The organism is Pseudomonas phytophila, from assembly GCF_025643095.1.
GTDB lineage: Bacteria > Pseudomonadota > Gammaproteobacteria > Pseudomonadales > Pseudomonadaceae > Aquipseudomonas > Aquipseudomonas quasicaspiana.
The window spans coordinates 502,918-529,512 of the sequence record NZ_CP081201.1 but is presented as its reverse complement, the minus strand read 5'-3'; the positions used below and the strand labels follow the sequence as shown (position 1 = coordinate 529,512).

The 26,595-nt window shown below is 58.8% G+C and carries 22 protein-coding genes; 15 read left to right on the top strand and 7 right to left on the bottom strand.

Features of this window, described 5'->3' with window-relative positions; translation table 11 throughout:
• The first annotated feature begins 21 nt into the window (after window positions 1-21).
• From K3169_RS02415 to hutG, 11 genes are all read left to right on the top strand, one after another.
• The gene (locus K3169_RS02415) at window positions 22-555 is read left to right on the top strand and encodes a DUF3455 domain-containing protein (protein ID WP_027898144.1); all 534 of its coding nucleotides are present in this window, start codon (window positions 22-24) and stop codon (window positions 553-555) included.
• A 93-nt stretch (window positions 556-648) separates the two neighbouring features.
• Window positions 649-1,212 carry a sigma-70 family RNA polymerase sigma factor gene (locus tag K3169_RS02410; protein WP_122395025.1) on the top strand — a complete coding sequence of 188 codons (564 nt, stop codon included), beginning with the start codon at window positions 649-651 and terminating at the stop codon, window positions 1,210-1,212.
• A complete protein-coding gene (locus K3169_RS02405) occupies window positions 1,209-1,934 on the top strand; it encodes an anti-sigma factor domain-containing protein (protein ID WP_231677857.1) in 726 nt (241 codons plus the stop codon). Before K3169_RS02410 ends, K3169_RS02405 begins: the two co-directional genes overlap by 4 nt.
• A 380-nt stretch (window positions 1,935-2,314) precedes the next feature.
• On the top strand, window positions 2,315-4,000 hold the full coding sequence (gene hutU, locus K3169_RS02400) for a urocanate hydratase (protein WP_231677858.1): 1,686 nt from the start codon (window positions 2,315-2,317) through the stop codon (window positions 3,998-4,000).
• 277 nt (window positions 4,001-4,277) lie between these two features.
• Window positions 4,278-5,246 carry an ABC transporter substrate-binding protein gene (locus K3169_RS02395; protein WP_263269829.1) on the top strand — a complete coding sequence of 323 codons (969 nt, stop codon included), beginning with the start codon at window positions 4,278-4,280 and terminating at the stop codon, window positions 5,244-5,246.
• Window positions 5,247-5,380: 134 nt separating this feature from the next.
• Window positions 5,381-6,232 carry an ABC transporter permease gene (locus K3169_RS02390; protein WP_027898503.1) on the top strand — a complete coding sequence of 284 codons (852 nt, stop codon included), beginning with the start codon at window positions 5,381-5,383 and terminating at the stop codon, window positions 6,230-6,232.
• Window positions 6,229-7,059: a glycine betaine/L-proline ABC transporter ATP-binding protein gene (locus K3169_RS02385; RefSeq protein WP_263269828.1), complete on the top strand. Its 831-nt coding sequence runs from the start codon at window positions 6,229-6,231 to the stop codon at window positions 7,057-7,059. Before K3169_RS02390 ends, K3169_RS02385 begins: the two co-directional genes overlap by 4 nt.
• A gap of 12 nt (window positions 7,060-7,071) precedes the next feature.
• Window positions 7,072-8,706 carry a histidine ammonia-lyase gene (gene hutH / locus K3169_RS02380; protein WP_263269826.1) on the top strand — a complete coding sequence of 545 codons (1,635 nt, stop codon included), beginning with the start codon at window positions 7,072-7,074 and terminating at the stop codon, window positions 8,704-8,706.
• A 392-nt stretch (window positions 8,707-9,098) separates the two neighbouring features.
• Window positions 9,099-10,484 carry an amino acid permease gene (locus tag K3169_RS02375; RefSeq protein ID WP_263269825.1) on the top strand — a complete coding sequence of 462 codons (1,386 nt, stop codon included), beginning with the start codon at window positions 9,099-9,101 and terminating at the stop codon, window positions 10,482-10,484.
• Between the two features lie 15 nt (window positions 10,485-10,499).
• The gene (gene hutI, locus K3169_RS02370) at window positions 10,500-11,705 is read left to right on the top strand and encodes an imidazolonepropionase (protein ID WP_263269823.1); all 1,206 of its coding nucleotides are present in this window, start codon (window positions 10,500-10,502) and stop codon (window positions 11,703-11,705) included.
• Between the two features lie 154 nt (window positions 11,706-11,859).
• Window positions 11,860-12,663 carry an N-formylglutamate deformylase gene (gene hutG / locus K3169_RS02365; protein WP_263269821.1) on the top strand — a complete coding sequence of 268 codons (804 nt, stop codon included), beginning with the start codon at window positions 11,860-11,862 and terminating at the stop codon, window positions 12,661-12,663.
• A gap of 123 nt (window positions 12,664-12,786) precedes the next feature.
• On the opposite strand, the gene K3169_RS02360 is transcribed toward hutG, so the two are convergent.
• On the bottom strand, window positions 12,787-15,072 hold the full coding sequence (locus K3169_RS02360) for a heavy metal translocating P-type ATPase (RefSeq protein WP_263269819.1): 2,286 nt from the start codon (window positions 15,070-15,072) through the stop codon (window positions 12,787-12,789).
• An 83-nt stretch (window positions 15,073-15,155) separates the two neighbouring features.
• Here K3169_RS02360 and cadR point away from each other — a divergent pair, with 83 nt between their 5' ends.
• On the top strand, window positions 15,156-15,602 hold the full coding sequence (gene cadR, locus K3169_RS02355) for a Cd(II)/Pb(II)-responsive transcriptional regulator (protein ID WP_027898508.1): 447 nt from the start codon (window positions 15,156-15,158) through the stop codon (window positions 15,600-15,602).
• A 351-nt stretch (window positions 15,603-15,953) separates the two neighbouring features.
• Here the strand turns inward: cadR and K3169_RS02350 are convergent, their stop codons facing one another.
• Entirely contained in the window at window positions 15,954-16,925 is a 972-nt protein-coding gene (locus tag K3169_RS02350; RefSeq protein WP_263269816.1) for a thymidylate synthase, read from the bottom strand.
• Between the two features lie 52 nt (window positions 16,926-16,977).
• Window positions 16,978-17,790 (bottom strand): prolipoprotein diacylglyceryl transferase, encoded by an 813-nt coding sequence (gene lgt, locus K3169_RS02345; RefSeq protein WP_027898510.1) that lies wholly within the window; start codon window positions 17,788-17,790, stop codon window positions 16,978-16,980.
• Window positions 17,791-17,993: 203 nt separating this feature from the next.
• Here lgt and K3169_RS02340 point away from each other — a divergent pair, with 203 nt between their 5' ends.
• Window positions 17,994-18,740, top strand: a complete 747-nt coding sequence (locus K3169_RS02340) for an NRDE family protein (protein WP_231677868.1) — start codon at window positions 17,994-17,996, stop codon at window positions 18,738-18,740.
• Between the two features lie 1,104 nt (window positions 18,741-19,844).
• On the opposite strand, the gene ptsP is transcribed toward K3169_RS02340, so the two are convergent.
• Window positions 19,845-22,124 carry a phosphoenolpyruvate--protein phosphotransferase gene (gene ptsP / locus K3169_RS02335; protein WP_231678185.1) on the bottom strand — a complete coding sequence of 760 codons (2,280 nt, stop codon included), beginning with the start codon at window positions 22,122-22,124 and terminating at the stop codon, window positions 19,845-19,847.
• 21 nt (window positions 22,125-22,145) lie between these two features.
• On the bottom strand, window positions 22,146-22,625 hold the full coding sequence (locus tag K3169_RS02330) for an RNA pyrophosphohydrolase (protein WP_027898512.1): 480 nt from the start codon (window positions 22,623-22,625) through the stop codon (window positions 22,146-22,148).
• Between the two features lie 142 nt (window positions 22,626-22,767).
• Between K3169_RS02330 and K3169_RS02325 the strand changes: the two genes are divergently transcribed.
• Entirely contained in the window at window positions 22,768-23,424 is a 657-nt protein-coding gene (locus tag K3169_RS02325) for an HAD family hydrolase (protein WP_231678184.1), read from the top strand.
• Between the two features lie 155 nt (window positions 23,425-23,579).
• Here the strand turns inward: K3169_RS02325 and K3169_RS02320 are convergent, their stop codons facing one another.
• Window positions 23,580-24,008, bottom strand: a complete 429-nt coding sequence (locus K3169_RS02320) for a DUF2269 domain-containing protein (protein ID WP_263269811.1) — start codon at window positions 24,006-24,008, stop codon at window positions 23,580-23,582.
• Window positions 24,009-24,167: 159 nt separating this feature from the next.
• Entirely contained in the window at window positions 24,168-25,682 is a 1,515-nt protein-coding gene (gene ilvA, locus K3169_RS02315; protein WP_263272191.1) for a threonine ammonia-lyase, biosynthetic, read from the bottom strand.
• Between the two features lie 232 nt (window positions 25,683-25,914).
• On the opposite strand from ilvA, the gene rpiA reads away from it, so the two are divergent.
• Window positions 25,915-26,586 (top strand): ribose-5-phosphate isomerase RpiA, encoded by a 672-nt coding sequence (gene rpiA / locus K3169_RS02310; RefSeq protein ID WP_027900679.1) that lies wholly within the window; start codon window positions 25,915-25,917, stop codon window positions 26,584-26,586.
• Window positions 26,587-26,595 lie beyond the last annotated feature (9 nt).

Here is a 26,595-nt window from a genome sequence, read left to right as displayed (position 1 = left end):
CCCAAAACTGGAGATGTCTGCATGAACGCAAAACGCTTGCTCTGCCTGACTGGTGCTGCACTGGCTTTCACTTGCCTGGCGCCCTCTGCCTTCGCTCAAAGCAACCTGCCGGAAACCGTGCGGGTTCCAGATGGCTTCAAAGTCAGCATGGAAACCACCGGCGTAGGCGAAATCACTTACGAGTGCCGCGCCAAAGCCAATGCTGCCGAAGGCATGGAATGGGCATTCGTGGGTCCTAAAGCCGTGCTCAATGATCGCAGCGGCAAGCAAGTCGGTACTTACTACGGCCCGCCAGCCACCTGGGAAGCTAAAGACGGTTCCAAAGTGACCGGCACCCAGCTCGCCGTGGCCCCATCCAGCGCTGGCAACTTGCCGTACCAGTTGGTCAAAGCCAACCCGGCTGAAGGCAAAGGCGCGATGACTGGTGTTGCCTACATTCAGCGTACTGCGCTCAAAGGCGGCGTAGCGCCAGCCAAAGCGTGCGCAGAGAGCAACAAGGGCGCGAAGGAAATCGTTAAATACCAGGCCGACTATATCTTCTGGTCTGCCAAGTAATTAGCGCGAGCCTGCGCAGGAACTGGTCTATGCTCCTGCGCGGGTGCTCCGATTCAAATCGGAGTGGAAGTTCTCTGTAAACGGCGTATTGAATTGTCCTCCCACGAATCCCTGTTTGATTACGAAGCAGCACTGGATGCCTGCGCCCGAGGCGAACGGCAGGCGCTTGAGCGGCTGTATGCTCAGGAAAGCCCTCGTCTGCTCGGTGTTGCGCAACGCCTGGTGCGTGACAGCGCATTGGCTCAGGACATCGTGCACGACGCCTTCATCAAGGTCTGGACCGGGGCGACAAGCTTCGACAAGACCCGAGGGTCGGCCCGTGGCTGGATATTCAGCATCACCCGAAATCTGGCGTTGAACGCCATTCGCAACAATGCCCGTGAGGTGCAGAGCGAAGATGAAGACGAGCACGGTGAAGCCCAGGCAACGCTGGAAGGCTGGAACGAAACGGTGGACAGTTTTGACTGGCGGGTGAATCCGGGGCGGATCGAGTTCTGTCTGGAGCAGCTTGAACCGGTACGTCGCAATTGCGTGTTCCACGCGTACGTGGACGGCTATTCACATCAAGAGATTGCGCAAAAAGTCGGCGCGCCGCTGGGCACTGTAAAAGCCTGGATCAAGCGCAGCCTGAATGCATTACGGGAGTGCATCGGATGAGCAACAGCTCGGGCACTGAACCCCAAAAACCGCTCAACGAGTTGGCGGGCGAATATGTGCTGGGCACTTTGTCTGCCCGGCAACGAATTGAAGTACAGCGTCGGCTGCCCAACGAGCCCGCCTTGCGGGCCGCAGTCGATGCGTGGGAAGAACGTCTGTTGCCACTGACGGACATGGTGGAACCGAAAAAACCGCCAGCGCATCTGTGGGCGAGGATCGAGCGCAGCCTGGATGATCTGCTTGCACCACAGAAAACCTCAAAACGCGACGTACAAAGCTGGTGGAACAACCTGTCGATCTGGCGCGGCCTGGCCGGTGCAGGCCTTGCGGCGTCGCTGGTGTTAGGCATGACCTTGCTCACTCAATCACGCACGACTCCATCGCCGTCTTATCTGGTGGTGCTGGTCGCGCCGCAGGATAAAGCACCGGGCTGGGTGGTTCAGACCAGTAATTCACAAGACATCCAGCTCATCCCCCTGAGCGTTACCGAAGTGCCCGCCGACAAGGCACTGGAGTTCTGGACGAAGGGTGACGACTGGCAAGGCCCGGTTTCTCTGGGACTGGTCAAGCCGGGGCAAACCCTGCAAGTGCCCCTGGATAAACTGCCGCCGTTGCAGCCCAACCAACTGTTTGAGCTGACGCTGGAACAGGCCACCGGCTCACCGATTGGCAAACCAACCGGGCCGATCCAGTTCATCGGGCGTGCCGTTAAGGTGATCTGACCCAAACCGCGCACCAATTCGTTACCGAGCGCCCCAAAACCAAGCAAATCTTCTGCGCAGTAACATGCACAGATGGATTGGCTTGGGGGGGGGGGAAGAGATCTGATCGCTCTGCCATCCCCCTGAAAATCCGATCAGGCATCCTGCCCCTCACTGCGGCTTTAAAATCCCCAACCTTTTGAATTAAATTAAGTTCTCTGTAGGAGCGCGCTTTCCCGCGATAGCGTCAGATCAGCCGACACATGTATAGGCTGACCCGACACCATCGCGGGCAAGCGCGCTCCTACAGGCTGGTTTTCGAGAGTTGGTATTTCAATTGCATATGCTTGTACATACAAGTAAAGCCAAGTGCATTGAACTGATCGCTGAGGACTTCTTTCGTGACCGAGAATACCCAACACTGGACCCGCTACCGTGACGTCGAAGTTCGCGCTGCTCGCGGTACCACGCTGACCGCCAAGAGCTGGATGACCGAAGCTCCGCTGCGCATGCTGATGAACAACCTCGATCCGGAAGTGGCCGAGAATCCCAAGGAGCTGGTGGTTTACGGCGGCATCGGCCGCGCAGCACGCAACTGGGAGTGCTACGACAAGATCGTCGAAAGCCTGACCAACCTGAATGATGACGAAACCCTGCTGGTTCAGTCCGGCAAACCGGTCGGCGTATTCAAGACTCACAGCAATGCGCCTCGCGTGCTGATCGCCAACTCCAACCTGGTGCCGCATTGGGCGAGCTGGGAGCACTTCAACGAACTGGATGCTAAAGGTCTGGCCATGTACGGCCAGATGACTGCAGGCAGCTGGATCTACATCGGCAGCCAGGGCATCGTCCAAGGCACTTACGAAACCTTCGTCGAGGCCGGTCGCCAGCATTACAACGGCAGCCTAAAAGGCAAGTGGGTCCTGACTGCAGGCCTGGGCGGCATGGGTGGCGCGCAACCACTGGCTGCCGGTATGGCCGGGGCCAGCTCGCTGAACATTGAATGCCAGCAAAGTCGCATCGATTTCCGTCTCAAGACGCGTTACGTCGATGAACAGGCCGTTGATCTCGACGACGCCCTGGCGCGCATCGCCAAATACACCGCTGAAGGCAAAGCAATCTCCATCGCCTTGTGCGGCAACGCCGCTGAAATCCTGCCGGAAATGGTTCGTCGCGGTGTACGCCCGGACATGGTCACCGACCAGACCAGCGCCCACGATCCCCTCAACGGTTACCTGCCAAAGGGCTGGACCTGGGACGAGTATCGCGCGCGCTCTTTGACCGAACCGGCAGCAGTGGTCAAAGCCGCCAAGCAGTCCATGGCTGAACACGTCGAGGCGATGCTGGCCTTCCAGAAGATGGGGATTCCTACGTTCGACTACGGCAACAACATCCGTCAGATGGCCAAGGAAGAAGGCGTAGCCAATGCGTTCGACTTCCCGGGTTTTGTACCGGCCTACATTCGTCCGTTGTTCTGCCGCGGCGTAGGGCCTTTCCGCTGGGCCGCGCTGTCGGGCGATCCGGAAGACATCTACAAAACCGACGCCAAGGTCAAAGAACTGATCCCGGACGACGCGCACCTGCACAACTGGCTGAACATGGCCCGCGAGCGCATTGCTTTTCAGGGCCTGCCAGCGCGTATCTGCTGGGTAGGCCTGGGTCAGCGCGCCAAACTCGGTCTGGCCTTCAACGAAATGGTCCGCAGCGGCGAGTTGTCGGCACCGGTTGTGATCGGCCGTGACCACCTGGATTCCGGCTCGGTCTCCAGCCCGAACCGCGAAACAGAATCCATGCAGGACGGCTCCGATGCCGTGTCCGACTGGCCGCTGCTCAATGCCCTGCTCAATACCGCCAGCGGCGCGACCTGGGTTTCGCTGCACCACGGCGGCGGTGTCGGTATGGGCTTCTCGCAGCACTCGGGCATGGTGATCGTGTGCGACGGTACAGACGAAGCAGCCGAACGCATCGCCCGCGTCCTGCACAACGACCCGGCGACCGGCGTGATGCGCCATGCGGATGCGGGTTATCAGATCGCGATCGATTGCGCGAATGAGAAGGGCTTGAACCTGCCGATGGTTGGGAATTAAGGCTAGGGTGTGCCAACGATGCAATTGAATTGAAATGCATTTCTGTGGGAGCGAATTCATTCGCGAAAGCGGTGTGTCAGGCAACGATACCTTTTCAGGTAGGGCCTTTTCGCGAATGAATTCGCTCCCACACAGTCTGCACAGGTTCTGCATTCAGTGTCCGACCACGCAGTGTTAGTGAACTGACCACCCCAAAGGACCGTCAAGTGTCCTGCAATCAGGCTTCTGGCCTTTTGATCTGGAAACTGCCACATCCATTCGCGAGGAGCGTCACGCAATGAAAACCAAAAAGGCACTGCTGTCCACGTTGATTTCACTGGGTTTGCTCACCGGCGCTGGCGCGAGTCAGGCAGCGGGTTGGTGTGAATCCGGCAAGCCGGTGAAGTTCGCCGGTCTGAACTGGGAAAGCGCAATGTTGCTGACCGACGTGTTGCAGGTAGTCCTGAACAAGGGTTATGGCTGTGAAGTCGACAGCCTGCCGGGCAATTCCATCACCATGGAGAACGCCCTGAGCACCAACGACATTCAGGTGTTTGCCGAAGAGTGGGTCGGCCGTAGCGAAGTGTGGAACAAGGCTGAGAAGGCCGGAAAAGTAGTCGGTGTCGGTAGCCCGGTCAAAGGCGCCGTCGAAGGTTGGTACGTGCCGCGCTACGTGATCGAAGGCGACGCCAAACGCAAGCTGGAAGCCAAGGCTCCGGACCTGAAATCCATCAGCGACCTAGCCAAATACTCGACGCTGTTCAAGGACGCTGAAGAACCCGGCAAAGGCCGCTTCTACAACTGCCCGGCTGGCTGGACCTGTGAGCTGGAAAACAGCGAGATGCTGAAAAGCTACGGCCTGGAAGACAAGTACACCAACTTCCGCCCAGGCACTGGCCCGGCGCTGGATGCGGCGATTTTGTCCAGCTACAAACGTGGCGAGCCGATCCTGACTTACTACTGGTCGCCGACGCCGTTGATGGGTCAAGTAGACATGGTGCGTCTGGAAGAGAAGGATGGCGTTAACAAGACCATCGAGATCAAGGTCGGCCTGTCCAAGACCTTCCACGAGCAGGCGCCTGAGTTGGTGTCGGTCATGGAAAAGGTCAACATCCCGATCGATCTGCTCAACCAGAACCTGGCCCGCATGACCAAGGACCGTATCGAATCGCCGAAACTGGCGAAGATCTTCCTCAAGGAACACCCTGAAGTCTGGCATGCCTGGGTGAGTGAAGAAGCGGCTAAAAAGGTGGATGCTTCACTCTAGGCAACACTCATTCCCCTGTGGGAGCCGAGCTTGCTCGCGATAAGGCTGGACGCAGTTCACGTTAGATCGCGTTCAGCCTTATCGCGAGCAAGCTCGGCTCCCACAGGATTGAATTCCAGTTCAGAGAGCACCTTATGTTCCCCGAAAGCTTCACATTCTCCATCGCCAATCTGGTCAACGACTGGGTTGATGCGCTGGTGACCAATTACGGTGATGTGTTCCGGCAGATCTCCGACACGCTGCTGTGGGCCATCGTCAACCTGGAAGGCCTGCTGCGCATGGCGCCGTGGTGGTTGATGCTGGCCATCGTCGGCGGCATCGCCTGGCACGCCACGCGCAAGATTACGACCACTGCCGTCATAGTCGGCCTGCTGTTTCTGGTAGGTGCCGTCGGGCTGTGGGACAAGCTGATGCAGACCTTGGCGCTGATGCTGGTCGCCACACTGATTTCGGTGATCATCGGCATTCCGCTGGGGATCCTCTCGGCACGCAGCAACCGCCTGCGCTCGGTGCTGATGCCGTTGCTGGACATCATGCAGACCATGCCTAGCTTCGTTTACCTGATACCGGTATTGATGCTGTTCGGCCTGGGCAAGGTCCCGGCGATTTTCGCCACGGTGATCTATGCCGCGCCGCCGCTGATTCGCCTCACCGATCTGGGCATTCGTCAGGTGGACGGCGAAGTCATGGAAGCGATCAATGCGTTCGGTGCCAATCGTTGGCAGCAATTGTTCGGCGTGCAACTGCCGCTGGCGCTGCCGAGCATCATGGCCGGGATCAACCAGACCACGATGATGGCCCTGTCGATGGTGGTTATCGCCTCGATGATCGGCGCTCGCGGCCTTGGCGAAGACGTGTTGGTGGGCATTCAGACCCTGAACGTCGGACGCGGACTGGAAGCCGGGCTGGCGATTGTGATTCTCGCAGTGGTCATCGACCGCATCACCCAGGCATACGGCCGACCACGGCATGAGGCGAACAAATGACTAACCAAGAGCCCAACAAAATCGTGGTCCGCAACGTCTTCAAGATTTTCGGCAACCGTTCCAGGGACGCGCTGGAAATGGTCAGACAGAACAGCAGCAAGGATGAAGTCCTGGCAAAAACCGGCTGCGTGGTCGGCGTGAATGACTTGTCGCTGTCCATCGGCAGCGGTGAGATTTTCGTGATCATGGGCCTGTCCGGCTCGGGCAAGTCTACGCTGGTGCGTCACTTCAACCGACTGATCGACCCCACCAGCGGTGAAATCCTGGTCGATGGCGAAGACATCCTGCAGTACGACATGGAAGCCTTGCGCCAATTTCGTCGCAAGAAAATCAGCATGGTGTTCCAGAGCTTTGGCCTGCTGCCGCACAAGACCGTTGAGGACAACGTCGCCTACGGCCTGAAAGTTCGCGGCGAGAGCAAAGAGTATTGCATCGAACGCGCCCGGCACTGGATCAGCACCGTGGGCCTGCAGGGCTACGAAAACAAATACCCGCATCAGCTTTCCGGCGGCATGCGTCAACGGGTGGGGCTGGCCCGCGCATTGGCGGCTGACACCGACATTATCCTGATGGACGAAGCGTTCAGCGCACTCGATCCGTTGATTCGCGCGGAAATGCAGGACCAGTTACTGGAGCTGCAAAGCAGCCTGAAGAAGACCATCGTGTTCATCACCCATGACCTCGACGAAGCCGTGCGCATCGGTAATCGCATCGCGATTCTCAAGGACGGACAGTTGATTCAGGTGGGCACTCCGAAAGAAATCCTCTACTCCCCCGCCGACGAATACGTTGATCGTTTCGTGCAGCGGCGCGCAGTGACTGTGTAAGGAAGCGTGCAGATGTCGCCCGTCGAACAAGTGGTGATTGGTGAAGGTCAGGTCCGTTGGCAGGACGTGGTTGCGGTCGCTCGCCGGGGTGCGCAACTGGCGCTCTCGGCCAGCGCCTGGGCGCGGATCGACAACGCTCAGGCCATTGTCGAGCGCATCGTCGCCAGCGGCGAGCGTGCTTATGGCGTGAACACCGGGCTGGGTGCGCTGTGCAATATTTCACTGCAAGGCGAACAACTGAGCCAGTTATCGCGCAACACCCTGCTGAGCCACGCGTGCGGCGTCGGCGTAGCGCTTTCAGACGAGCAAACCCGGTCGATCATCTGCGCGGCGATCATCAACTACAGCCAGGGCAAATCCGGGCTGCACCGGCAAGTCGTCGAGGCGCTGCTGAATTTGCTCAACCGCAACATCACACCGTACGTGCCGTCCCAGGGTTCAGTAGGTTATCTGACCCACATGGCGCATATCGGCATTGCCTTGCTGGGCGTGGGCGACGTCAGTTATCGCGGCCATGTCATGCCTGCGCAGCAAGCGCTGGATGCCGAGGGCTTGAGCCCGGTCATACTCGGTGCGAAAGACGGATTGTGCCTGGTCAACGGCACGCCGTGCATGACTGGCCTGAGCTGTCTGGCAATTGCCGATGCGCAACGCCTGACACAGTGGGCGGACGTAATCGGTGCAATGAGTTTTGAAGCGCTTGGCGGCCAGATCAATGCCTTCGATGCCGAGATCATCGCGCTCAAGCCGCATCCGGGCATGCAAATCGTAGGCAGCAACCTGCGTGGTTTGCTGGATGGCAGTGAAGTGGTGGTCAACAGCCGTGGCATACGGACTCAGGACGCGCTGAGCGTTCGCTCGATCCCGCAAGTGCATGGCGCGACCCGCGATCAGTTGGTACACGCAACCCGGCAGATTGAAATCGAGCTGAACTCGGCGACAGACAACCCGCTGGTGCTCGGCACACCTGAGTCGTACCGCGTGGTATCGCAAGCCAACCCGCACGGTCAGTCTGTCGCCATGGCGGCGGATCTGCTGGCGATTGCTGTCGCTGAACTGGGCTCGATTGCCGAGCGACGTCTGGATCGCCTGATCAACCCGACCATCAGCAACCTGCCAGCGTTTCTGGTCAGCCAGCCGGGGGTCAACTCGGGGATGATGATCGTACAGTACGTCGCGGCGTCGTTGTGCGCGGAAAACCGCCAACTGGCGCAACCGGCAGTGACCGACAATTTTGTCACCTCGGGTTTGCAGGAAGACCACTTGAGCATGGGCACCAACGCCGCGCTGAAGCTGCACAAGGTGCTGGATAACACCACACAGATCCTCGCTATCGAGTATCTGCTCGCCGCCCAGGCCTTCGAGTTTTTGAAGCTTCAGCGCTTTGGCGTGGGTACCGATGTCGCCTGGCGGGTGCTGCGCGAAGCAGTCCCGCCTTACGACGAAGACCGCTGGCTGGCCCCGGATATTGCCAGCAGCGCCAAGGTGCTCAGGAGTGAAGCGTTGCTGGAAAGAGTGTTTCGCCAGTGCCGGTCGGCAACAGTCGATGTCTCGCGAGGCGAATCCAATCTTACGGAGCACACCACTCATGTGGGAGCTGAGCCTGGTCTGGGCGGCATTCCGACGATAAGACTGGACGCGGTATGACTTTAGATTGAGTCGCCTATATCGCGGGCAAGCCCAGCTCCCACAAAGGAATGCGTCCCCTGTGGGAGCGCCACCCCGGCTGCTCCAACATGAGATCGTGTTCTCCTGTGGGAGCCGGGCTTGCCCGCGAAGAACGATGACTCGATATTCCTGACAAAACAGATGCGGCAAATGTGATGACGTCCTCCCGGCTAAAGCCAGTCCTACGGAGGCGTGTCGTCCGTAGGAGCGGCTTTAGCCGCGAGGGGCCACAAACGTATAGACATCCATGACACCGGATGTCAGCCAAGCGACACCCGACAGGCCAATGATTTGGCCGACGCGACCCAGCAGGTATCCTTGCGCGCCTGAGTACCTGGCAGTTCGCTGGAAAGAAACCGGATTGGATTGAAATGACGTCACAGCAAGGTTTGAAACGCGGGCTTTCGGCCCGGCACATTCGCTTCATGGCACTGGGATCAGCCATTGGCACCGGCCTGTTCTACGGCTCGGCTTCGGCGATCCAGATGGCAGGCCCGGCCGTTTTGCTGGCTTACCTGATCGGTGGCGCAGCCGTGTTCATGGTCATGCGCGCCTTGGGTGAAATGGCCGTGCACAACCCGGTGTCCGGCTCGTTCGGCGAATACGCCAGCACGTACCTAGGCCCAATGGCGGGCTTCGTGCTCGGCTGGACCTATGCCTTTGAAATGATCATCGTCTGTATCGCCGACGTCACCGCGTTCGGGATCTACATGGGTTTCTGGTTCCCGGAAGTCCCGCGCTGGATCTGGGTACTGGGCATTGTGTTCCTGATCGGCGCGCTGAACCTGTGCAACGTCAAAGTCTTCGGCGAAACCGAGTTCTGGCTGTCACTGCTTAAAGTCGGCGCCATTGTCGCGATGATCGTCGCCGGGCTCGGGCTATTGCTGTTCGGCGTAAACCTGTCAGGCAGCGGCGAGACGGTTTCCAGCATCAGCAATCTGTGGACCCATGGCGGTTTCATGCCTAATGGCATCGGCGGCCTGATCGCCTGCTTTGCGGTGGTGATGTTCGCGTTCGGCGGCATCGAAATCATCGGTATCACAGCGGGCGAAGCCAAAGACCCGCAACGCACTATCCCGCAGGCCATCAACTCGGTGCCGCTGCGTATTCTGCTGTTCTACGTCCTGACGTTGTTCGTGCTGATGTCGCTGTTTCCGTGGTCGCAGATCACCAAGGCCAACAGCCCGTTCGTGCAGATCTTCTCCAGCATCGGCCTGCCATGGGCGGCTGCGCTGCTTAACGTGGTGGTGATTTCCGCTGCCGTGTCGGCGATCAACAGCGACGTGTTCGGCGCCGGTCGCATCATGTATGGCCTGGCGCAACAGGGTCAGGCACCGGCGGCGTTCTCACAACTGTCTAAACAAGGCGTGCCATGGATGACCGTGCTGGTGATGGGTGTCGCGCTGCTGATCGGCGTTCTGCTGAACTACCTGATCCCGGAAAACGTGTTCATGGTCATCGCCTCGATTGCGACCTTCGCCACCGTGTGGGTCTGGTTGATGATCCTGCTGACCCAGGTCGCCATGCGCCGCAAGATGAGCCGCGAAGAAGCGGCGCAGCTGCAATTCCCGGTTCCGTTCTGGCCCTACGCCCCCGCCGCGGCCATCGCCTTCATGCTGTTTATATTCGGCGTGCTGGGCTATTTCCCGGACAACCGTATCGCGCTGATCGTTGGCGCAGGCTGGGTTGTGTTGTTGCTTGCGGCCTATTTCATATGGGTCAAACGCCCTGAACATTCGCCTCCCACCCATCGGTAACCTCGGAGACTGGACATGAAAACGCTCTGGAAACACTGTCACGTAGCAAGCATGGCCCAAGGCAAATACTCGATCATCGAGGATGCCGCCATCGTGACGTCTGGAGCGTTGATCGAATGGATCGGGCCTCAAGCGGCGCTCGCTGAAGCGACTTACGACAGTGTCATCGACTTGAACGGCACGTGGGTGACGCCGGGCCTGATCGACTGTCACACTCATGCGGTGTTCGGCGGCAACCGCAGCGGCGAATTCGAGCAGCGTCTGCAAGGCGTAAGTTATGCCGAAATCGCCGTAGCCGGTGGCGGCATTGCCAGCACCGTGCGCGCGACTCGCGCCGCCAGTGAAGACGAGTTGTACGCCAGCGCCGAGCGCCGTCTGCGGCATTTGCTGAAGGATGGCGTAACCACAGTGGAAATGAAGTCCGGTTACGGCCTGGATCTGGCCACCGAGCGCAAACTGCTGCGGGTCATCCGCCAACTGGGCAACACGCTGCCCGTGACGGTGCGCAGCACCTGTCTGGCCGCTCACGCGCTGCCCCCGGAATACGCCGACCGCGCTGACGACTACATCAATCACATCTGCAGCGAAATACTGCCTGCATTGGCCGAGGAAGGTTTGGTCGATGCGGTAGATGCGTTTTGTGAGTACCTGGCGTTCTCCCCGGCGCAAGTCGAGCAGGTTTTCATCACCGCCGGGCAATTGGGCTTGCCGGTGAAACTGCATGCCGAGCAGCTTTCGCCGTTGGCGGGCTCAAGTCTGGCGGCGCGTTACAAGGCGTTGTCGGCGGATCATCTGGAGTTCATGACCGAGGCTGATGCCATTGCCATGGGCGCGGCTGGAACCGTCGCAGTGCTGCTGCCGGGGGCTTATTACTTTCTGCGCGAGACTCAATTGCCGCCGATGGATGCGCTGCGCAAACATGGGGTCGATATCGCGATTGCCACCGACCTCAACCCCGGCACTTCGCCCGCGCTGTCGCTGCGCTTGATGCTGAACATGGCGTGCACGCTGTTCCGTATGACACCCGAAGAAGCCCTGGCCGGGGTTACGATCAATGCAGCAAAAGCCCTAGGTCTGGGCGAAACCCATGGCTCGCTGGAAGTCGGCAAAGTCGCCGACTTCGTCGCCTGGAACATTGAGCGCCCTGCTGACCTGGCGTACTGGCTGGGTGGAGACCTGGATAAACGCATCGTCCGCCACGGTGTTGAATCGCTGATTTGAGCCGCGTCCCCCTGTAGGAGCGACCGGGGTGGCGCTCCACCTTGCCCGCGATGACGTTGTGACAGGCGTCATCAATGTTGGGTGTGCCGACGTCATCGCGGGCAAGCGCGCTCCTACAGGGGGGCACTACAAAACTGTTAGACAGGAGAGATTCATGGACAACGTTCTGAAGTTTTCTCGCGGTCGTGTGCCGCTGTTGATCAGCATGCCCCACGCAGGGTTGCGCCTGACGCCTGCAGTCGAGGCGGGTCTGGTGGATGAAGCGCTGAGCCTGCCAGACACCGACTGGCACATCCCGCATCTCTACGATTTCGCCGCAGAGCTGGGTGCCAGCACCTTGGCCGCCGAGTATTCGCGTTTTGTGATCGACCTGAATCGTCCCTCGGATGACAAACCGCTGTACGCCGGGGCGACCACCGGGTTGTTCCCCTCGATCCTGTTCGACGGTGTGCCGCTGTTCAAGGACGGTCTGGCACCGAGCGCCGAAGAGCGGGCGACTTATCTGGAGCAGATCTGGACGCCGTATCACCAGATGCTTGAGCAGGAGCTGGCGCGCCTTAGGGACGAGTTCGGCTATGCCCTGTTGTTTGATGCCCACTCGATACGCGGACACATCCCACATCTATTCGAAGGCCGCTTACCGGACTTCAACCTGGGCACCTTCAACGGCGCCAGTTGCGATCAAGAATTGGCCAAGCGTCTGGAAGCCACGTGCGCTCAAGCCGGAGATTACAGCCACGTACTGAACGGCCGTTTCAAAGGCGGCCACATCACCCGCCACTACGGCGACCCGGCCAATAACATCCACGCCGTGCAACTGGAACTGGTGCAGGCGACCTACATGGACGAGTTCGTTCCCTTCCGCTACCGCCCGGATCTGGCTGAGCCGACGCGGGTGGTGTTGAGGCAGTTGGTTGAAGGGATGATTGAGTGGGGGAAAATTAAATACGGTTGCTAAGCCTGCACTGCCCCTGTGGGAGCCGGGCTTGCCCGCGATAAGGATGAACCCGATTCGCCTTGGATCACCTACAGCCTTATCGCGGGCAAGCCCGGCTCCCACAAAGGACCGCATTGACTACGGTTACTTCTTCAACAGCCGCAACCCGTTGAACACCACCAACAAACTCACGCCCATATCCGCAAACACCGCCATCCACATCGTGGCCATGCCAGCAAAGGTCATCGCCAGGAAGATCGCTTTGATAAACAGAGCGAGAAAGATGTTCTGCTTGAGCACCGCCGAAGTCTTGCGCGACAGCTGAATAAACGCCGGGATCTTGCGCAGATCGTCGTCCATCAAGGCAACATCCGCCGTCTCAATCGCAGTGTCCGTCCCGGCTGCCGCCATGGCAAAGCCAATCTCGGAACGCGCCAGCGCAGGTGCGTCGTTGATGCCGTCGCCGACCATGCCGACTCGATGGCCTTTGGCATACAGCGCTTCGATAGCCTCCAGTTTGTCGCTTGGCATCAGGTTGCCCTGAGCCGAATCAATACCCACCTGTGCAGCAATCGCCTTGGCGGTGTGCGGGTTGTCACCGGTCAGCATCAGGGTTTTAACGCCCAGCTCATGCAGTTGCTGGATCGCTTCGCGGCTGCTTTCCTTGACGGTATCGGCCACCGCAAACAGTGCCAGCGGGCCAGACTTGTCCAACAGCAGCACAACGCTTTTGCCCTGCTGTTCCAGCGCATCAAGCTGCGCTTCCAACTCTGGAGAACAAAGGCCCAGCTCTTCCACCAGGCGATGGTTGCCCAAATGATAAAGCTCGCCATTGATCTCGCCACGCACGCCGCGCCCAGCCAGCGCTTCGAACGCAGTGACTTCATGGCCATCAACGTCTTGCCCGGCCGCCTTGGCAATCGCTTGGGAAACCGGGTGATCAGAGCGCCCTGCCAGACTCGCCGCCACACCGGCAACCAGATCCGCCGCGGTTGACTCCAGCAAGACAAAATCGGTCTGCACCGGCTTGCCGTGGGTGATCGTGCCGGTCTTGTCCAGAGCCAGGTAATCAAGCTTGTGGCCCATTTCCAGGTACACACCGCCCTTGATCAGGATGCCCCTGCGCGCCGCAGCGGCCAGCCCGCTGACAATGGTCACCGGCGTGGAAATCACCAGTGCACAAGGGCAAGCCACCACCAGCAGGACCAGCGCGCGGTAGATCCAGTCGAACCAGGCCGCGCCCATAAACAGCGGAGGAATGATCGCTACGCCCAGCGCGAAGATGAACACCGCCGGGGTGTAGATGCGCGAGAAGCTGTCAACGAAACGCTGAGTAGGCGCCCGAGAACCTTGAGCCGCCTCCACCGCATGAATGATCCGCGCCAGCGTCGAGTTATTGGCCGCCGCAGTGACGCGATATTCGAGCGAGCCGGACTGGTTAATGGTCCCGGCAAAGACTTTGTCGCCGATGGTTTTCTCAATCGGCAGGCTTTCACCGGTAATCGGCGCCTGATCAATCGTCGAGTTACCTGCTACCACCTCGCCATCCAAAGCAACGCGCTCACCCGGCTTAACCCGGACGATGGCGCCTAATTCGATGTTTTTGGCTTCCAGCTCCAGCCATTGACCGTCCGCCTGTTTCACGGTGGCCAGTTCCGGCGTGAGCTGCATCAAGCCGCTGATAGCGTTGCGCGCTCGGTCCAGAGATTTTGCTTCAATCAGCTCAGCGACGGTGAACAGGAACATCACCATCGCTGCTTCCGGCCATTGCCCGATCAACACGGCACCGGTCACGGCAATGCTCATCAAGGCGTTGATGTTCAGATTGAGGTTCTTGAGTGCGATCCAGCCTTTTTTGTAGGTGCCCAACCCACCGCTGAGTATGGAAACCAAAGCCACAATGGCCACGACCCAATCCGACGCGAATGAACCGAAGTGGATGACTTCAGCGGCCAGCGCGGTGACGCCGGACAGCGCCAGCGGCCACCAGGATTTTTTAACCACCGGAGCCGGCGTTGACTCTGCGCCTTCCTCAATCGGTTCGGCCTGCATGCCCAACGAAGCGATGGCGTCGCGAATCGGGTCGGTGGACGGCAGTTCGTGCCAAACGCCGAGCATGCGATTGATCAGGTTGAATTCAAGTTTCTGCACGCCCGCCAGCTTGCCCAGCTTGTTCTGGATGAGGGTCTGCTCCGTTGGGCAATCCATTTGCTCGATACGGAATGTGCTCAGTTGCGCGCCGGATGCAGGGGCGTCCGTGAATGAAACCACCGCAGGCGCTGCCTTCGACGAACAGCAGCTGTCGTGACCTTTTTCGACCTTGCCGTGATCATGCTGCGAATGGTCGTGGCTTTTATGATCGTGGCCTTCATGGTCATGCTTTTCGTGATCGTGATCGTGCTTGTCGTGAACAGGGGTCAACTGGCTCATGGTCCGGTCCTTTATCGTGCTTGTTGCCAAGTGAACACCCTGTAGCCACTATAGGGTCAAGCACTGAAACAGGATCGACGACGATGAAGATTGGCGAGCTGGCAAAATTGACTGACGCGCAGGTGGAAACCATCCGTTATTACGAGCGCGAGGGCCTGCTTCCGGCACCTGCGCGTAGCGATGGCAATTATCGGCTGTACACCCAGGCACACGTGGAGCGGCTGACCTTCATCCGCAATTGCCGCAGCCTCGACATGACCCTTGAGGAAATCCGCAGCCTGCTCCACCTGCGCGACAGCCCGCAAGATCAGTGTGTGAGTGTCAATGCGCTGATTGATGAGCATATCCAGCACGTCAACGACCGCATTGCCAGCCTGCAAGCCCTGCAGACACAGCTACTGGACTTACGCCAACGCTGCAGCGACGGCGCACCGGATCATTGCGGGATTCTGGATCGACTGGAAGTCAGCGGCAGCGTGGTGACCGCTGATGTGGAGCACTCCCATGTGGGCAGGAGTCATGGGCATTGAGGCGATCGCGAGGCCTCGCGCATTCCCTGTGGGAGCCGCCCCGGTGTCCCTGACACCACGCTGTCGTGCAGCAAACACGGACCCTGTAGGAGTGAGCTTGCTCGCGATTCGGCCTGTCAGTCGATGAATATATTGCCTGTACTGGAGCTATCGCGAGCAATGTGGATCGCCACCCCGGTCACTCCTACAGTAAAAAGCATTCCAAATCAGATAGTTATATTTTGTTTGATAGGAGCAGAGCTTGGTCTGGGCGGCATTCCGACGATAAACGATAACGCGGTGTTTCTTCTGGCCACGTCTTATACATCGCGGGCAAGCCCGGCTCCCACATAAAAGCATTAATGCAACGCCTTAAACTGCCATCGGCGCGGTCATCGCCGGGTGATGCTCGTAACCTTCCAGCGAGAAGTCTGAAGGCTCGATCTGCTCCAGCCACTCCGGCTGATACACACCAGTCTTGGCAAACTCCGGCACACGATCGGAAATCACCAGTTTAGGCATCGGATACGGCTCGCGCTTGAGCTGTTCATTGAGCATGTCCAGATGGTTTTCATAGACATGGGCATCGCCGATGAAATACGTGAACCAGCGCGGCGTGTAGCCCGTCAGACGGCCGATCAGGCTGAGTAGCGCAGCACCCTCGGTCAGGTTGAACGGCGTGCCGAGCCCAAGATCGTTGGAGCGGATGTACAGCGTCAGGGAGATTTCTTTGGTCTCCTGATTCGGGTGGAACTGATACAGCAGGTGGCAAGGCGGTAAAGCCATTTCATCCAGCTGCGCGCAGTTCCAGCCGTGGAACAGAATGCGGCGGCTGCCCGGATCCTTGATGATGGTGTCGACACACCGGCGAATCTGATCAATGGCCTTGTACAGGACCACGTAAGGCTGACCGTCTTCCTCGGACTGAGCGATCTGCTGATAGCCCTGGCTGATCGCGAGTTCGATGGCTTTCGGATTACTCAGGTCAATGCGCTTGTAGGCAGGCCACTTGCGCCATTGCACGCCGTAGATTTCGCCCAGATCGTCTTCGCCCTTGCGGAACGGGTTGTCCAGCCATTGGGCGTTCTCGTTGGCGTTCTGATCCCAGACTTTGCAGCCCAGTTCACGAAACTCGGCGGCGTTGTTCACGCCGCGCAGGAAGCCGACCATTTCGCCAATGGCCGACTTGAAGGCCATACGCCGGGTAGTAATCGCCGGGAAGCCTTCCTTGAGGTCGTAACGCAGCATCGCGCCTGGAAAACTGATGGTTTTCACACCGGTGCGGTTGGCCTGCAACGTGCCGTTCTTGATGACGTGGGCGACCAGATCCAGATATTGCTTCATAAATTACCTGCTTCGGTGAATCCGCCGGGCTGCAACGCCCGACGTTTCGGTGTTAGACCGCCGCGTTCTTGCCAGCGGGAGCGCGGTTGTACGCCAGCCAGATCAGCACTGCACCGGCGATGATCATTGGCAGGCTGAGGATCTGCCCCATGGTGACCCAGCCCCATGCCAGGTAGCCCAGTTGCGCATCGGGCATCCGTACGAACTCGACCAGGAACCGGAACAGTCCATAAAACAGCGCGAACATGCCGGAAATAGCCATCGTCGGACGAGGCTTGCGAGAAAACAGCCAGAGAATGATGAACAGCGCGACGCCTTCGAGCGCGAACTGATAAAGCTGCGAAGGATGACGCGGCAATTGCGCCGGATCGCTGAATGGCGGGAAGACCATTGCCCACGGCAGATCGGTCGGCTTGCCCCACAACTCGGCATTGATGAAGTTACCGATACGGCCAGCACCCAACCCAATCGGCACCATGGGCGCGACGAAATCCATGAGCTCGAAGAACGACTTGCCATTGCGTCGGCCGAACCACCACGCTGCGATCATCACTCCGACGAAACCGCCGTGGAACGCCATGCCGCCCTTCCAGACTTCGAAGATCAACAGTGGATTGGCGATGTACGCGGGCAGATCATAGAACAACACATAACCCAGCCGCCCACCGACGATCACGCCCATGGCCAGCCAGAAAATCATGTCGGAGAGCTTTTCCTTGGTCCAGGTTGGATCAAAGCTGTTCAAGCGCCGCGATGCCAGCAGCCACGCGCCGCCGATACCGACCAGGTACATCAAACCGTACCAGTGTATTTGCAGCGGGCCGATAGCCACCGCCACCGGGTCAATCTGCGGGTAAGGCAGCATTGCAACTCCTTAAATGGGAACGCTCTCGCGAGCACTTAACCAGACACACTAAAGCAGGAAACATAAACCCGCGCTGAACAGCTATTTGGCCGGGCATGACGAAAAGAGACCGGCATGTTACCGGAGCAACGCCCGGCGCTCTAGCGGCGTGCGATGGATGCAAACCTCATGTGTGAGTAAAGTGGCTCAAAAAGGAGTACTGCATGTGTCTGATCGCTTTCGCCTGGCGCCCCTCTCACACACAGCCGCTGATCGTCGCGGCCAATCGTGACGAGTTCTATGCGCGCCCGACCCAGCCCCTCGCGCAGTGGGCGGACGCACCTCAGGTCTACGCCGGGCGGGACCTTGAAGCTGGCGGAACCTGGCTTGGTATCACCGCAGACGGGCGTTTTGCAGCACTGACCAATATTCGCAACCCGAGCTTGCCACTGGGGCATAGATCACGAGGCGAACTGGTTGCTCAATTTTTGACCAGCGATATTTCGATTGAAGATTATCTCGTAGAGGTAGCGAACAGAGCGGCCGAATACGGCGGTTTCAATTTGCTGGTGGGTGATCGTCAGCAGTTGTACTACCTCAACAGCTCCAACCCTGAACCGCGTCGGCTCGATGAGGGTGTTTATGGTCTCTCCAACGCAGGACTGGATACGCCATGGCCAAAAGTTGAGAAGGCCAAGACTGCACTGAGCACCCAACTGGATGATCCAAATCCACTGGCGCTTATGGCCTTGTTAAGCGACCCGACCACCGCCCCAACTACTGAGCTGCCTGATACAGGTGTCAGCCTGGAGACCGAGAAGCTGCTGTCGAGCCTGTTCATCGCCAGCCCAAACTACGGCACTCGGGCCAGCACCGTGCTGATCGTCAATGCTGACGGCAGCCAGCACCTCATAGAACACAGTTTTGGGCCATACGGCGGGAGACTGGGTGAGGTGGAGTTGAAGATCTAATACAACTCAACAGCTGGAATGCAATCTCTTGTGGGAGCTGGGCTTGCCCGCGATACAGAGCACTCGATATGCCTGATACACCGAGGTGCCTGAATCGCGGGTAAGCCCGGCTCCCACAGGGGAAAGCATTTCAAGCCAAGAACTAATGCACCCACTGCTCTGTGCTTGATCGTCAATATGACGGCAGCCAACACTTCGTTGAACGGGCCGTATGGCGGGAGACTGGGTGTGGTGGAGCTGCAGATTTAATTCAGCTCTTCAGTTGGAATGCGATCTCTTGTGGGAGCTGGGCTTGCCCGCGATACAGAGCACTCGATATGCCTGATACACCGAGGTGCCTGAATCGCGGGCAAGCCCGGCTCCCACAGGGGAAAGCATTTCAAGCCAAGAACTAATGCACCCACTGCTCTGAGCTTGATCGTCAATATGACGGCAGCCAAGACTTCGTTGAACGGGCCGTATGGCGGGAGATTGGGGGAGGTGGAGTTGAAGATCTAATACAACTCAATAGCTGGAATGCGATCTCTTGTGGGAGCTGGGCTTGCCCGCGATACAGAGCACTCGATATGCCTGATACACCGAGGTGCCTGAATCGCGGGCAAGCCCGGCTCCCACAGGGGAAAGCATTTCAAGCCAAGAACTAATGCACCCACTGCTCTGTGCTTGATCGTCAATGCTGACGGCAGCCAATACTTCGTTGAACGGGCCGTATGGCGGGAGACTGGGCGAGGTGGAGTTGAGGATCTAAAACAGCTCAACAGCCGGAATGCGATCTCTTGTGGGAGCTGGGCTTGCCCGCGATACAGATCACTCGGTATGCCTGATACACCGAGGTGCCTGAGTCGCGGGCAAGCCCGGCTCCTTCAGGGGAAAGCATTTCAAGCCAAGAACTAATGCACCCACTGCTCTGTGCTTGATCGTCAATGCTGACGGCAGCCAATACTTCGTTGAACGGGCCGTATGGCGGGAGATTGGGTGAGGTGGAGCTAACCGTTTGATGCCTGTTGGAGCGAGGCTTGCCCGCGAATCAAACACCTCGGTATGCCAGGCATACCGTGTCATCGTTCTTCGCGGGCAAGCCACGCTCCAACAAATTGACCGCGATTAATGCCCTTTCACAGACCCCGGATTGATCATCCGCGACAGGCCCAGATTCTTCAGCGCCAGTTGCAGGGAGCTGCTGATCACTTGCGGGTTATCGTTGGTCATCAGTTGCGCCAGTATCTCCTTGGCCTTGCTAAGATGGATCTGACGTAGCATCCACTTCACTTTCGGCAGGTTGGTGGAGTTCATCGACAGGCTGTCGAAGCCCATCGCCATCAACAACACCGCAGCAGCAGGATCACCGGCCATTTCGCCACAGATGCTCACCGGCTTGCCTTCGGCATGAGAATCGCGCACCACGTTCTGCAAAGCCTGCAGAACTGCGGGGTGCAGGTAGTCGTAGAGATCGGCCACCCGTGGATTGTTGCGGTCCACGGCCAGCAGGTATTGAGTCAGGTCGTTGGAGCCTACCGACAGAAAGTCCACCTGACGCGCCAGATCGCGGGTCTGATACACAGCAGCAGGTACTTCAATCATCACGCCTACAGGCGGCATCGGCACATCGGTACCTTCGTCGCGTACCTCGCCCCAAGCCCGGTGAATCAAGTGCAGCGCTTCTTCCACTTCGTGGGTACTGGAGATCATCGGCAGCAGAATCCGCAGGTTGTTCAAGCCTTCACTGGCCTTGAGCATGGCACGGGTCTGCACCAGGAAGATTTCCGGGTGATCGAGGGTGACGCGGATACCGCGCCAGCCCAGAAACGGGTTCTCTTCTTTGATCGGGAAGTAAGACAGCGCTTTGTCACCACCGATATCCAGGCTACGCATGGTGACCGGCAGCGGGTGGAAGGCTGCCAGTTGCTCGCGATAAATCGCCAGTTGCTCTTTTTCGCTCGGAAAACGCTGTTGAATCATGAAAGGTACTTCGGTGCGATAAAGCCCCACACCTTCCGCGCCGCGCTGTTGCGCGCGAGCCACGTCAGCCAGCAAGCCCGTGTTGACCCACAGCGGCATACGATGGCCGTCCAGCGTGACGCAAGGCAGCTCGCGCAGCGCGTCCAGGCCTTGGGACAGCTGACGCTCTTCTTCAACGACCTTGGCGAACTGCTTGCGCATGGCATCGCTGGGGTTGGTGAAGACTTCACCGTGGTAGCCGTCGACGATCAGTTCGATGCCGTCGACCTTGGAATAAGGCAGATCGACCACGCCCATGACCGTGGGAATACCCATGGCTCGGGCGAGGATCGCTACGTGGGAGTTGCCGGAGCCGAGTACCGAAATCAGACCCGCCAGCTTGCCTTCCGGAACTTCGCCCAGCATGGCAGCCGTCAGCTCTTCACTGACAAGGATCGTGTTGTCCGGATACACCAGCGTCTGTTGCCGCGCCTCTTGCAAGTACGCGAGCAAGCGACGACCCAGGTCTTTGACGTCCGAGGCACGCTCGCGCAGATAGGCGTCGTCCATCAATTCGAAACGTTTGACGTGCTCGTTGACCACCGAGCGCAATGCGCCCTGCGCCCACTGGCCAGTCTTGATGACATTGGTCACTTCGCTGCCCAGCGAGGCGTCGTCGAGCATCATCAGGTAAACATCAAACAAGGCGCGCTCTTCAGGGCGCAGCTGGTTGGCAAGCTTGGCAGACAATGCGCGCATGTCGCTGCGCACGCCCTCAAGGGCAGTCTGGAACAGGGCAAGCTCGGCTTTGATGTCTGTAACGGTTTTGTCCGGGACCACTTCGAGGTCCGCAGGTGGCAGCATGACCACCGCAAAGCCCACAGCCGCCCCGGGAGAGCCGGCGACGCCGACGAACTTGGCTTCCTGGATACCTTTGCCCTGACGACCCAGACCGCGGATCGAGCCAGTGGCTTCAGCGTGGGCGATAACACCAGCGAGTTGCGCGCTCATGGTCACGAGGAAGGCTTCTTCGCCCTCGTCGAACTGGCGGCGCTCCTTTTGCTGGATAACCAGTACACCCACCACACGACGATGGTGAATGATCGGCGCGCCAAGGAACGACGCATAACGCTCCTCGCCGGTTTCGGCAAAGTAGCGATAACGGGGGTGATCAGCGGCGTTTTCGAGGTTCAGCGGTTCTTCACGGGTACCCACGAGGCCAACCAGACCTTCGTTCGGCGCCATGCTGACTTTGCCGATGGAGCGCTTGTTCAGGCCCTCGGTAGCCATCAGCACAAAGCGGTTGCTTTCGGGGTCGAGCAAATAGACCGAGCAGACTTGGCTGCCCATGGCCTCTTTGACGCGTAACACAATAATCCCCAACGCCGCCTTGAGATCCTTGGCGGAGTTAACTTCCTGGACGATCTTGCGCAGCGTATTGAGCATGGCTCGGGGTCGAACTCCGTGTCAGTCGCGCGACAAAAGGCGCGGGGCAAGCTCTTTGAGTGCGCGTCGATACACCTCGCGCTTGAATGTCACCACCTGACCCAGCGGATACCAATAGCTGACCCATCGCCAGCCATCGAACTCCGGTTTCCCGGTCAAATCCATCCGCACCCGCTGCTCGTTGGAGACCAGGCGCAGGAGAAACCATTTTTGCTTCTGGCCGATACACAGCGGTTGGCTGTGCGTCCTGACCAGACGTTGCGGCAAACGATAGCGCAACCAACCCCGAGTACAGGCAAGAATCTGCACATCCTCAGGTTCAAGCCCGACTTCTTCGTTCAACTCACGATAAAGCGCGTCTTCCGGCGTCTCCTGAGGGTTGATACCACCCTGTGGAAACTGCCAGGCATCTTGGTTGATTCGCCGAGCCCATAGGACCTGGCCGGAGTCGTTTGTCAGAATTATCCCGACATTAGGACGGAAACCATCGGGGTCGATCACGGCAACAACCTCGCAAACGCATGTCACCGCATTGTTCCACAAAGCCGATCAAAGCAGCAACGAGGCTTAGCAGGTTATGTGAAGAGTTGTGAAAACCTCGTATTCTGGTGCTCTTTTTTCAGCAATTTCAGCGAGTAACCGCATGCGCCTGGCTTTATTCGACCTCGACAACACGCTTCTGGGTGGCGACAGCGACCACGCCTGGGGTGATTACCTGTGCGGACGCGGCATTCTTGACGCCGCGACCTACAAAACCCGCAACGACGAGTTCTATCAGGATTACCTGGCCGGGACCCTGAACCTGACCGACTACCTGAACTTCAGCCTGGAAATCCTCGGCAGCACCGAGATGGCCCAGCTAGACGCGTGGCATCGGGATTTCATGCGTGATTGCATCGAACCGATCATTCTGCCCAAGGCGCTGGAACTGATCGCCAAACATCGCGAGGCAGGCGACAAACTGGTTGTCATTACCGCGACCAATCGCTTCGTTACCGGACCAATCGTTGAGCGTCTGGGTATCGAGACACTGCTGGCAACCGAATGCGAAATGGTCGACGGTCGCTACACCGGACGCACCACCGATGTGCCGTGCTTCCGCGAAGGCAAGGTGACACGTCTGAACCGTTGGCTGGAAGAAAACCAGTTCAGCCTGGAAGACAGCTATTTCTACAGCGACTCGCTCAACGACCTGCCGCTGCTGGAAAAGGTTGCCAACCCGGTAGCCGTGGACCCAGACCCGAAATTGCGTGCTGAGGCTGAAAGTCGCGGCTGGCCGGTGATTACGCTGCGCGGATGATTTGTGGCTTTGCAATGGTCTCTGTGGGATGCACTTCCCTGTGGGAGCAGGGCTTGCCCGCGATAAGGGTGGACGCGATCTTAAGTGAACCGAGTCAGCCTTATCGCGGGCAAGCCCTGCTCCCACAAAGGATGGCATTCCAAAGAAGTCGCCTGTCAAACCGGCTTCGCCCCCATCAAACCGGCAATGGCGATGAAACAGACGGCCGTAAAAATCGCCAGCGCCAGGGTGAACTTTAACCCCCCTCTGGCTGGATCAATTCGGAGCTTGTTAAGGCGCACCACCAGCCATAGCCAGCTCAAAGCGCCGAAGGTGTAAAGCACGCTGCTGCCCAGCACCCAGGTTTGCCCCAGCGGCCAGCCAACAAGGTGTGCCAGCCACCAGCCGGTGATCGGCATGGTCAGCAAACAAAGCCCCATCAGAATCCACGCAAACAAGCGCGGACGTAGCAACAGGCGGGTGTGGTTGGTGGTAAACCCTGCCCTGCGGCCTTTGATCAGCCAGATGGTCAAACCGAGGGCGCTGAGCAGAAATAGCACCGTCGCCGAGATGTGCAGGGTTTTCAGGGCGGTGAGATGGTCCATTTTCTGTTGGTTCCAGTTGAGGCGTTGGTTTAACGCAGATTCCCTGTGGGAGCGAATTCATTCGCGAAGAGGCCGGTGCAGTCGAAACATTTCATCGTCTACACCAATGCCTTCGCGAATGAATTCGCTCCCACAGGGATAGACCTGCGCGTGTCAGTCCTACCCCAAAAACAGCTTATACGCCGGATTCTTGCTCTCATCCCAATACGGGTAGCCAATCTCGGCCAGTGCCGCCGGGACCAGATGCCGTTCATCCTCTGGCACCACCAGCCCCGCGACCACACGACCATCCGCCGCGCCATGGTTACGGTAATGGAACATCGAAATCGTCCACTGGCCGCCCAGCTTGTTCAGGAAGTTGAACAGCGCACCCGGACGCTCCGGGAATTCGAAGCGGAACACCACTTCGTCGCTGACCCGCTCGGCATGCCCCCCAACCATATGTCGAATGTGCAGTTTGGCCAGTTCGTTGTCGGTCAGGTCAATCACCGGGAAGCCCTGCTCGGTGAGGCTTGTGATCAGATCTTTCCGTGGGTCGGTATAGGGATGCGTCTGTACGCCGACGAAAATGTGCGCTTCGCGGTCGGTGTGATAACGGTAGTTGAATTCGGTGATCTGGCGCTTGCCGATGGCCTCGCAGAACGCCTTGAAGCTGCCCGGTTGCTCGGGAATGGTCACGGCGATGATGGCTTCGCGGCCTTCACCCAGTTCGGCGCGCTCGGCCACATGACGCAAACGGTCGAAGTTGACGTTGGCACCTGAGTCGATGGCGACGAAGGTCTGGCCGCTGACGGCTTCCTGCTCGACATACTTTTTGATCCCCGCCACCGCCAGGGCCCCTGACGGCTCGGTGATCGAGCGGGTGTCGTCGTAAATGTCCTTGATCGCCGCGCAGATTTCATCGGTGCTGACCGTGATCACTTCGTCGACGTAGTGCCTGCAGATGTCGAAGGTGTACTCACCAATTTGCGCCACAGCCACGCCGTCCGCAAACAGACCGACCTGCTGCAGCACAACGCGCTCGCCGTACGCCATGGCTTGCTGCAGGCAGTTGGAATCATCCGGCTCGACCCCGATGACCTTGATCTCCGGCCGCAGGTATTTCACGTAAGCCGCGATACCGGCGATCAAACCACCGCCGCCCACCGGGACGAAAATCGCGTCCAGCGGCCCCTGATGCTGGCGCAGAATCTCCATGGCCACGGTGCCTTGCCCGGCAATCGTGTCTGGATCGTCATAGGGATGGATGTAAACGAAGCCCATTTCTTCGACGAGTTCCAGCGAATGAGCCAGTGCTTCAGGGAAGGAATCGCCGTGCAGTACCACTTTGCCGCCCCGGGAACGCACGCCTTCGACTTTGATTTCAGGCGTGGTCTTGGGCATCACGATAGTCGCTTCAACGCCCAGGGTTTTCGCCGCCAGTGCCAGACCTTGCGCGTGGTTGCCTGCCGACGCTGTCACTACGCCCCGCGCCAGTTCTTCCGGGCTTAGCTGCGCCAGCTTGTTGTACGCGCCACGAATCTTGAACGAGAACACCGGCTGCAAGTCTTCGCGCTTGAGCAGCACCTGATTGCCGAGCCGCTCGGACAGCTGACGAGCTCCCTGCAACGGGGTTTCCACGGCGACATCGTAGACGCGGGAGGTCAGGATTTTTTTGACGTACTGTTCAAGCATCACGGCGACATCACTGGCGAAAGGGCAAGGACGGGAAGTCTAACCCGCGCTCCGATGCGCGACCACACGAATCACGGGGCTTTGGCGCTGGCATGTCGCTATAATGCGCGCCCTTTTACACATTACCGGTAGGAGCGAACTTGTTCGCGAGACGTCGTGCCTGTGTACGCAGACCTGGCCCCTCGCGAACAAGTTCGCTCCTACCGGACCATTCGGCATCCGTGGAGCCCGCATGAACCAGGATCAACTCAAACAAGCCGTGGCGCAGGCCGCCGTGGACTTCATCCTTCCGAAACTGGACGACAAAAGCATCGTCGGCGTCGGTACCGGCTCCACTGCCAACTGCTTCATTGATGCATTGGCCCAGCACAAAGGCGCCTTCGACGGCGCGGTTGCCAGCTCAGAAGCCACTGCTGCACGCCTCAAGGGCCACGGCATTCCGGTTTACGAACTCAACACTGTCAGCGATCTGGAGTTCTATATCGATGGCGCCGATGAAAGCGATGAGCACCTGAATCTGATCAAAGGCGGCGGCGCGGCGTTGACCCGCGAGAAGATCGTTGCGGCCGTAGCCAAAACTTTTATCTGCATCGCCGACGCCAGCAAGCTGGTGCCCGTGCTGGGCGCGTTCCCGCTCCCCGTTGAAGTGATCCCGATGGCGCGCAGCCACGTGGCCCGCCAACTGGTAAAACTGGGCGGCGACCCGGTTTATCGCGAAGGTGTGCTGACCGATAACGGCAATATCATTCTTGATGTACACAACATGAACATCACCAACCCGGCTGAGCTGGAAAGCCAGATCAATGCAATCGTTGGCGTTGTGACCAACGGTCTGTTTGCTGCGCGCCCTGCAGACTTGCTGCTGCTGGGGACGAGTGAAGGGGTAAAGACGCTGACGCGCTGAATAACAAGC

Bases quoted from the DNA above. Each gene is read 5' to 3' on its own strand.
- K3169_RS02385 (WP_263269828.1), top strand. From the start codon at position 6,229: ATGACTAACCAAGAGCCCAACAAAATCGTGGTCCGCAACGTCTTCAAG.
- ilvA (WP_263272191.1), bottom strand. From the start codon at position 25,682: ATGCTTGAACAGTACGTCAAAAAAATCCTGACCTCCCGCGTCTACGAT.
- rpiA (WP_027900679.1), top strand. From the start codon at position 25,915: ATGAACCAGGATCAACTCAAACAAGCCGTGGCGCAGGCCGCCGTGGAC.
- K3169_RS02340 (WP_231677868.1), top strand. From the start codon at position 17,994: ATGTGTCTGATCGCTTTCGCCTGGCGCCCCTCTCACACACAGCCGCTG.
- K3169_RS02395 (WP_263269829.1), top strand. From the start codon at position 4,278: ATGAAAACCAAAAAGGCACTGCTGTCCACGTTGATTTCACTGGGTTTG.
- K3169_RS02375 (WP_263269825.1), top strand. From the start codon at position 9,099: ATGACGTCACAGCAAGGTTTGAAACGCGGGCTTTCGGCCCGGCACATT.
- K3169_RS02405 (WP_231677857.1), top strand. From the start codon at position 1,209: ATGAGCAACAGCTCGGGCACTGAACCCCAAAAACCGCTCAACGAGTTG.
- cadR (WP_027898508.1), top strand. From the start codon at position 15,156: ATGAAGATTGGCGAGCTGGCAAAATTGACTGACGCGCAGGTGGAAACC.
- hutH (WP_263269826.1), top strand. From the start codon at position 7,072: ATGTCGCCCGTCGAACAAGTGGTGATTGGTGAAGGTCAGGTCCGTTGG.
- K3169_RS02325 (WP_231678184.1), top strand. From the start codon at position 22,768: ATGCGCCTGGCTTTATTCGACCTCGACAACACGCTTCTGGGTGGCGAC.
- K3169_RS02415 (WP_027898144.1), top strand. From the start codon at position 22: ATGAACGCAAAACGCTTGCTCTGCCTGACTGGTGCTGCACTGGCTTTC.
- hutG (WP_263269821.1), top strand. From the start codon at position 11,860: ATGGACAACGTTCTGAAGTTTTCTCGCGGTCGTGTGCCGCTGTTGATC.
- K3169_RS02390 (WP_027898503.1), top strand. From the start codon at position 5,381: ATGTTCCCCGAAAGCTTCACATTCTCCATCGCCAATCTGGTCAACGAC.
- hutI (WP_263269823.1), top strand. From the start codon at position 10,500: ATGAAAACGCTCTGGAAACACTGTCACGTAGCAAGCATGGCCCAAGGC.
- ptsP (WP_231678185.1), bottom strand. From the start codon at position 22,124: ATGCTCAATACGCTGCGCAAGATCGTCCAGGAAGTTAACTCCGCCAAG.
- lgt (WP_027898510.1), bottom strand. From the start codon at position 17,790: ATGCTGCCTTACCCGCAGATTGACCCGGTGGCGGTGGCTATCGGCCCG.
- K3169_RS02320 (WP_263269811.1), bottom strand. From the start codon at position 24,008: ATGGACCATCTCACCGCCCTGAAAACCCTGCACATCTCGGCGACGGTG.
- K3169_RS02350 (WP_263269816.1), bottom strand. From the start codon at position 16,925: ATGAAGCAATATCTGGATCTGGTCGCCCACGTCATCAAGAACGGCACG.
- K3169_RS02360 (WP_263269819.1), bottom strand. From the start codon at position 15,072: ATGAGCCAGTTGACCCCTGTTCACGACAAGCACGATCACGATCACGAA.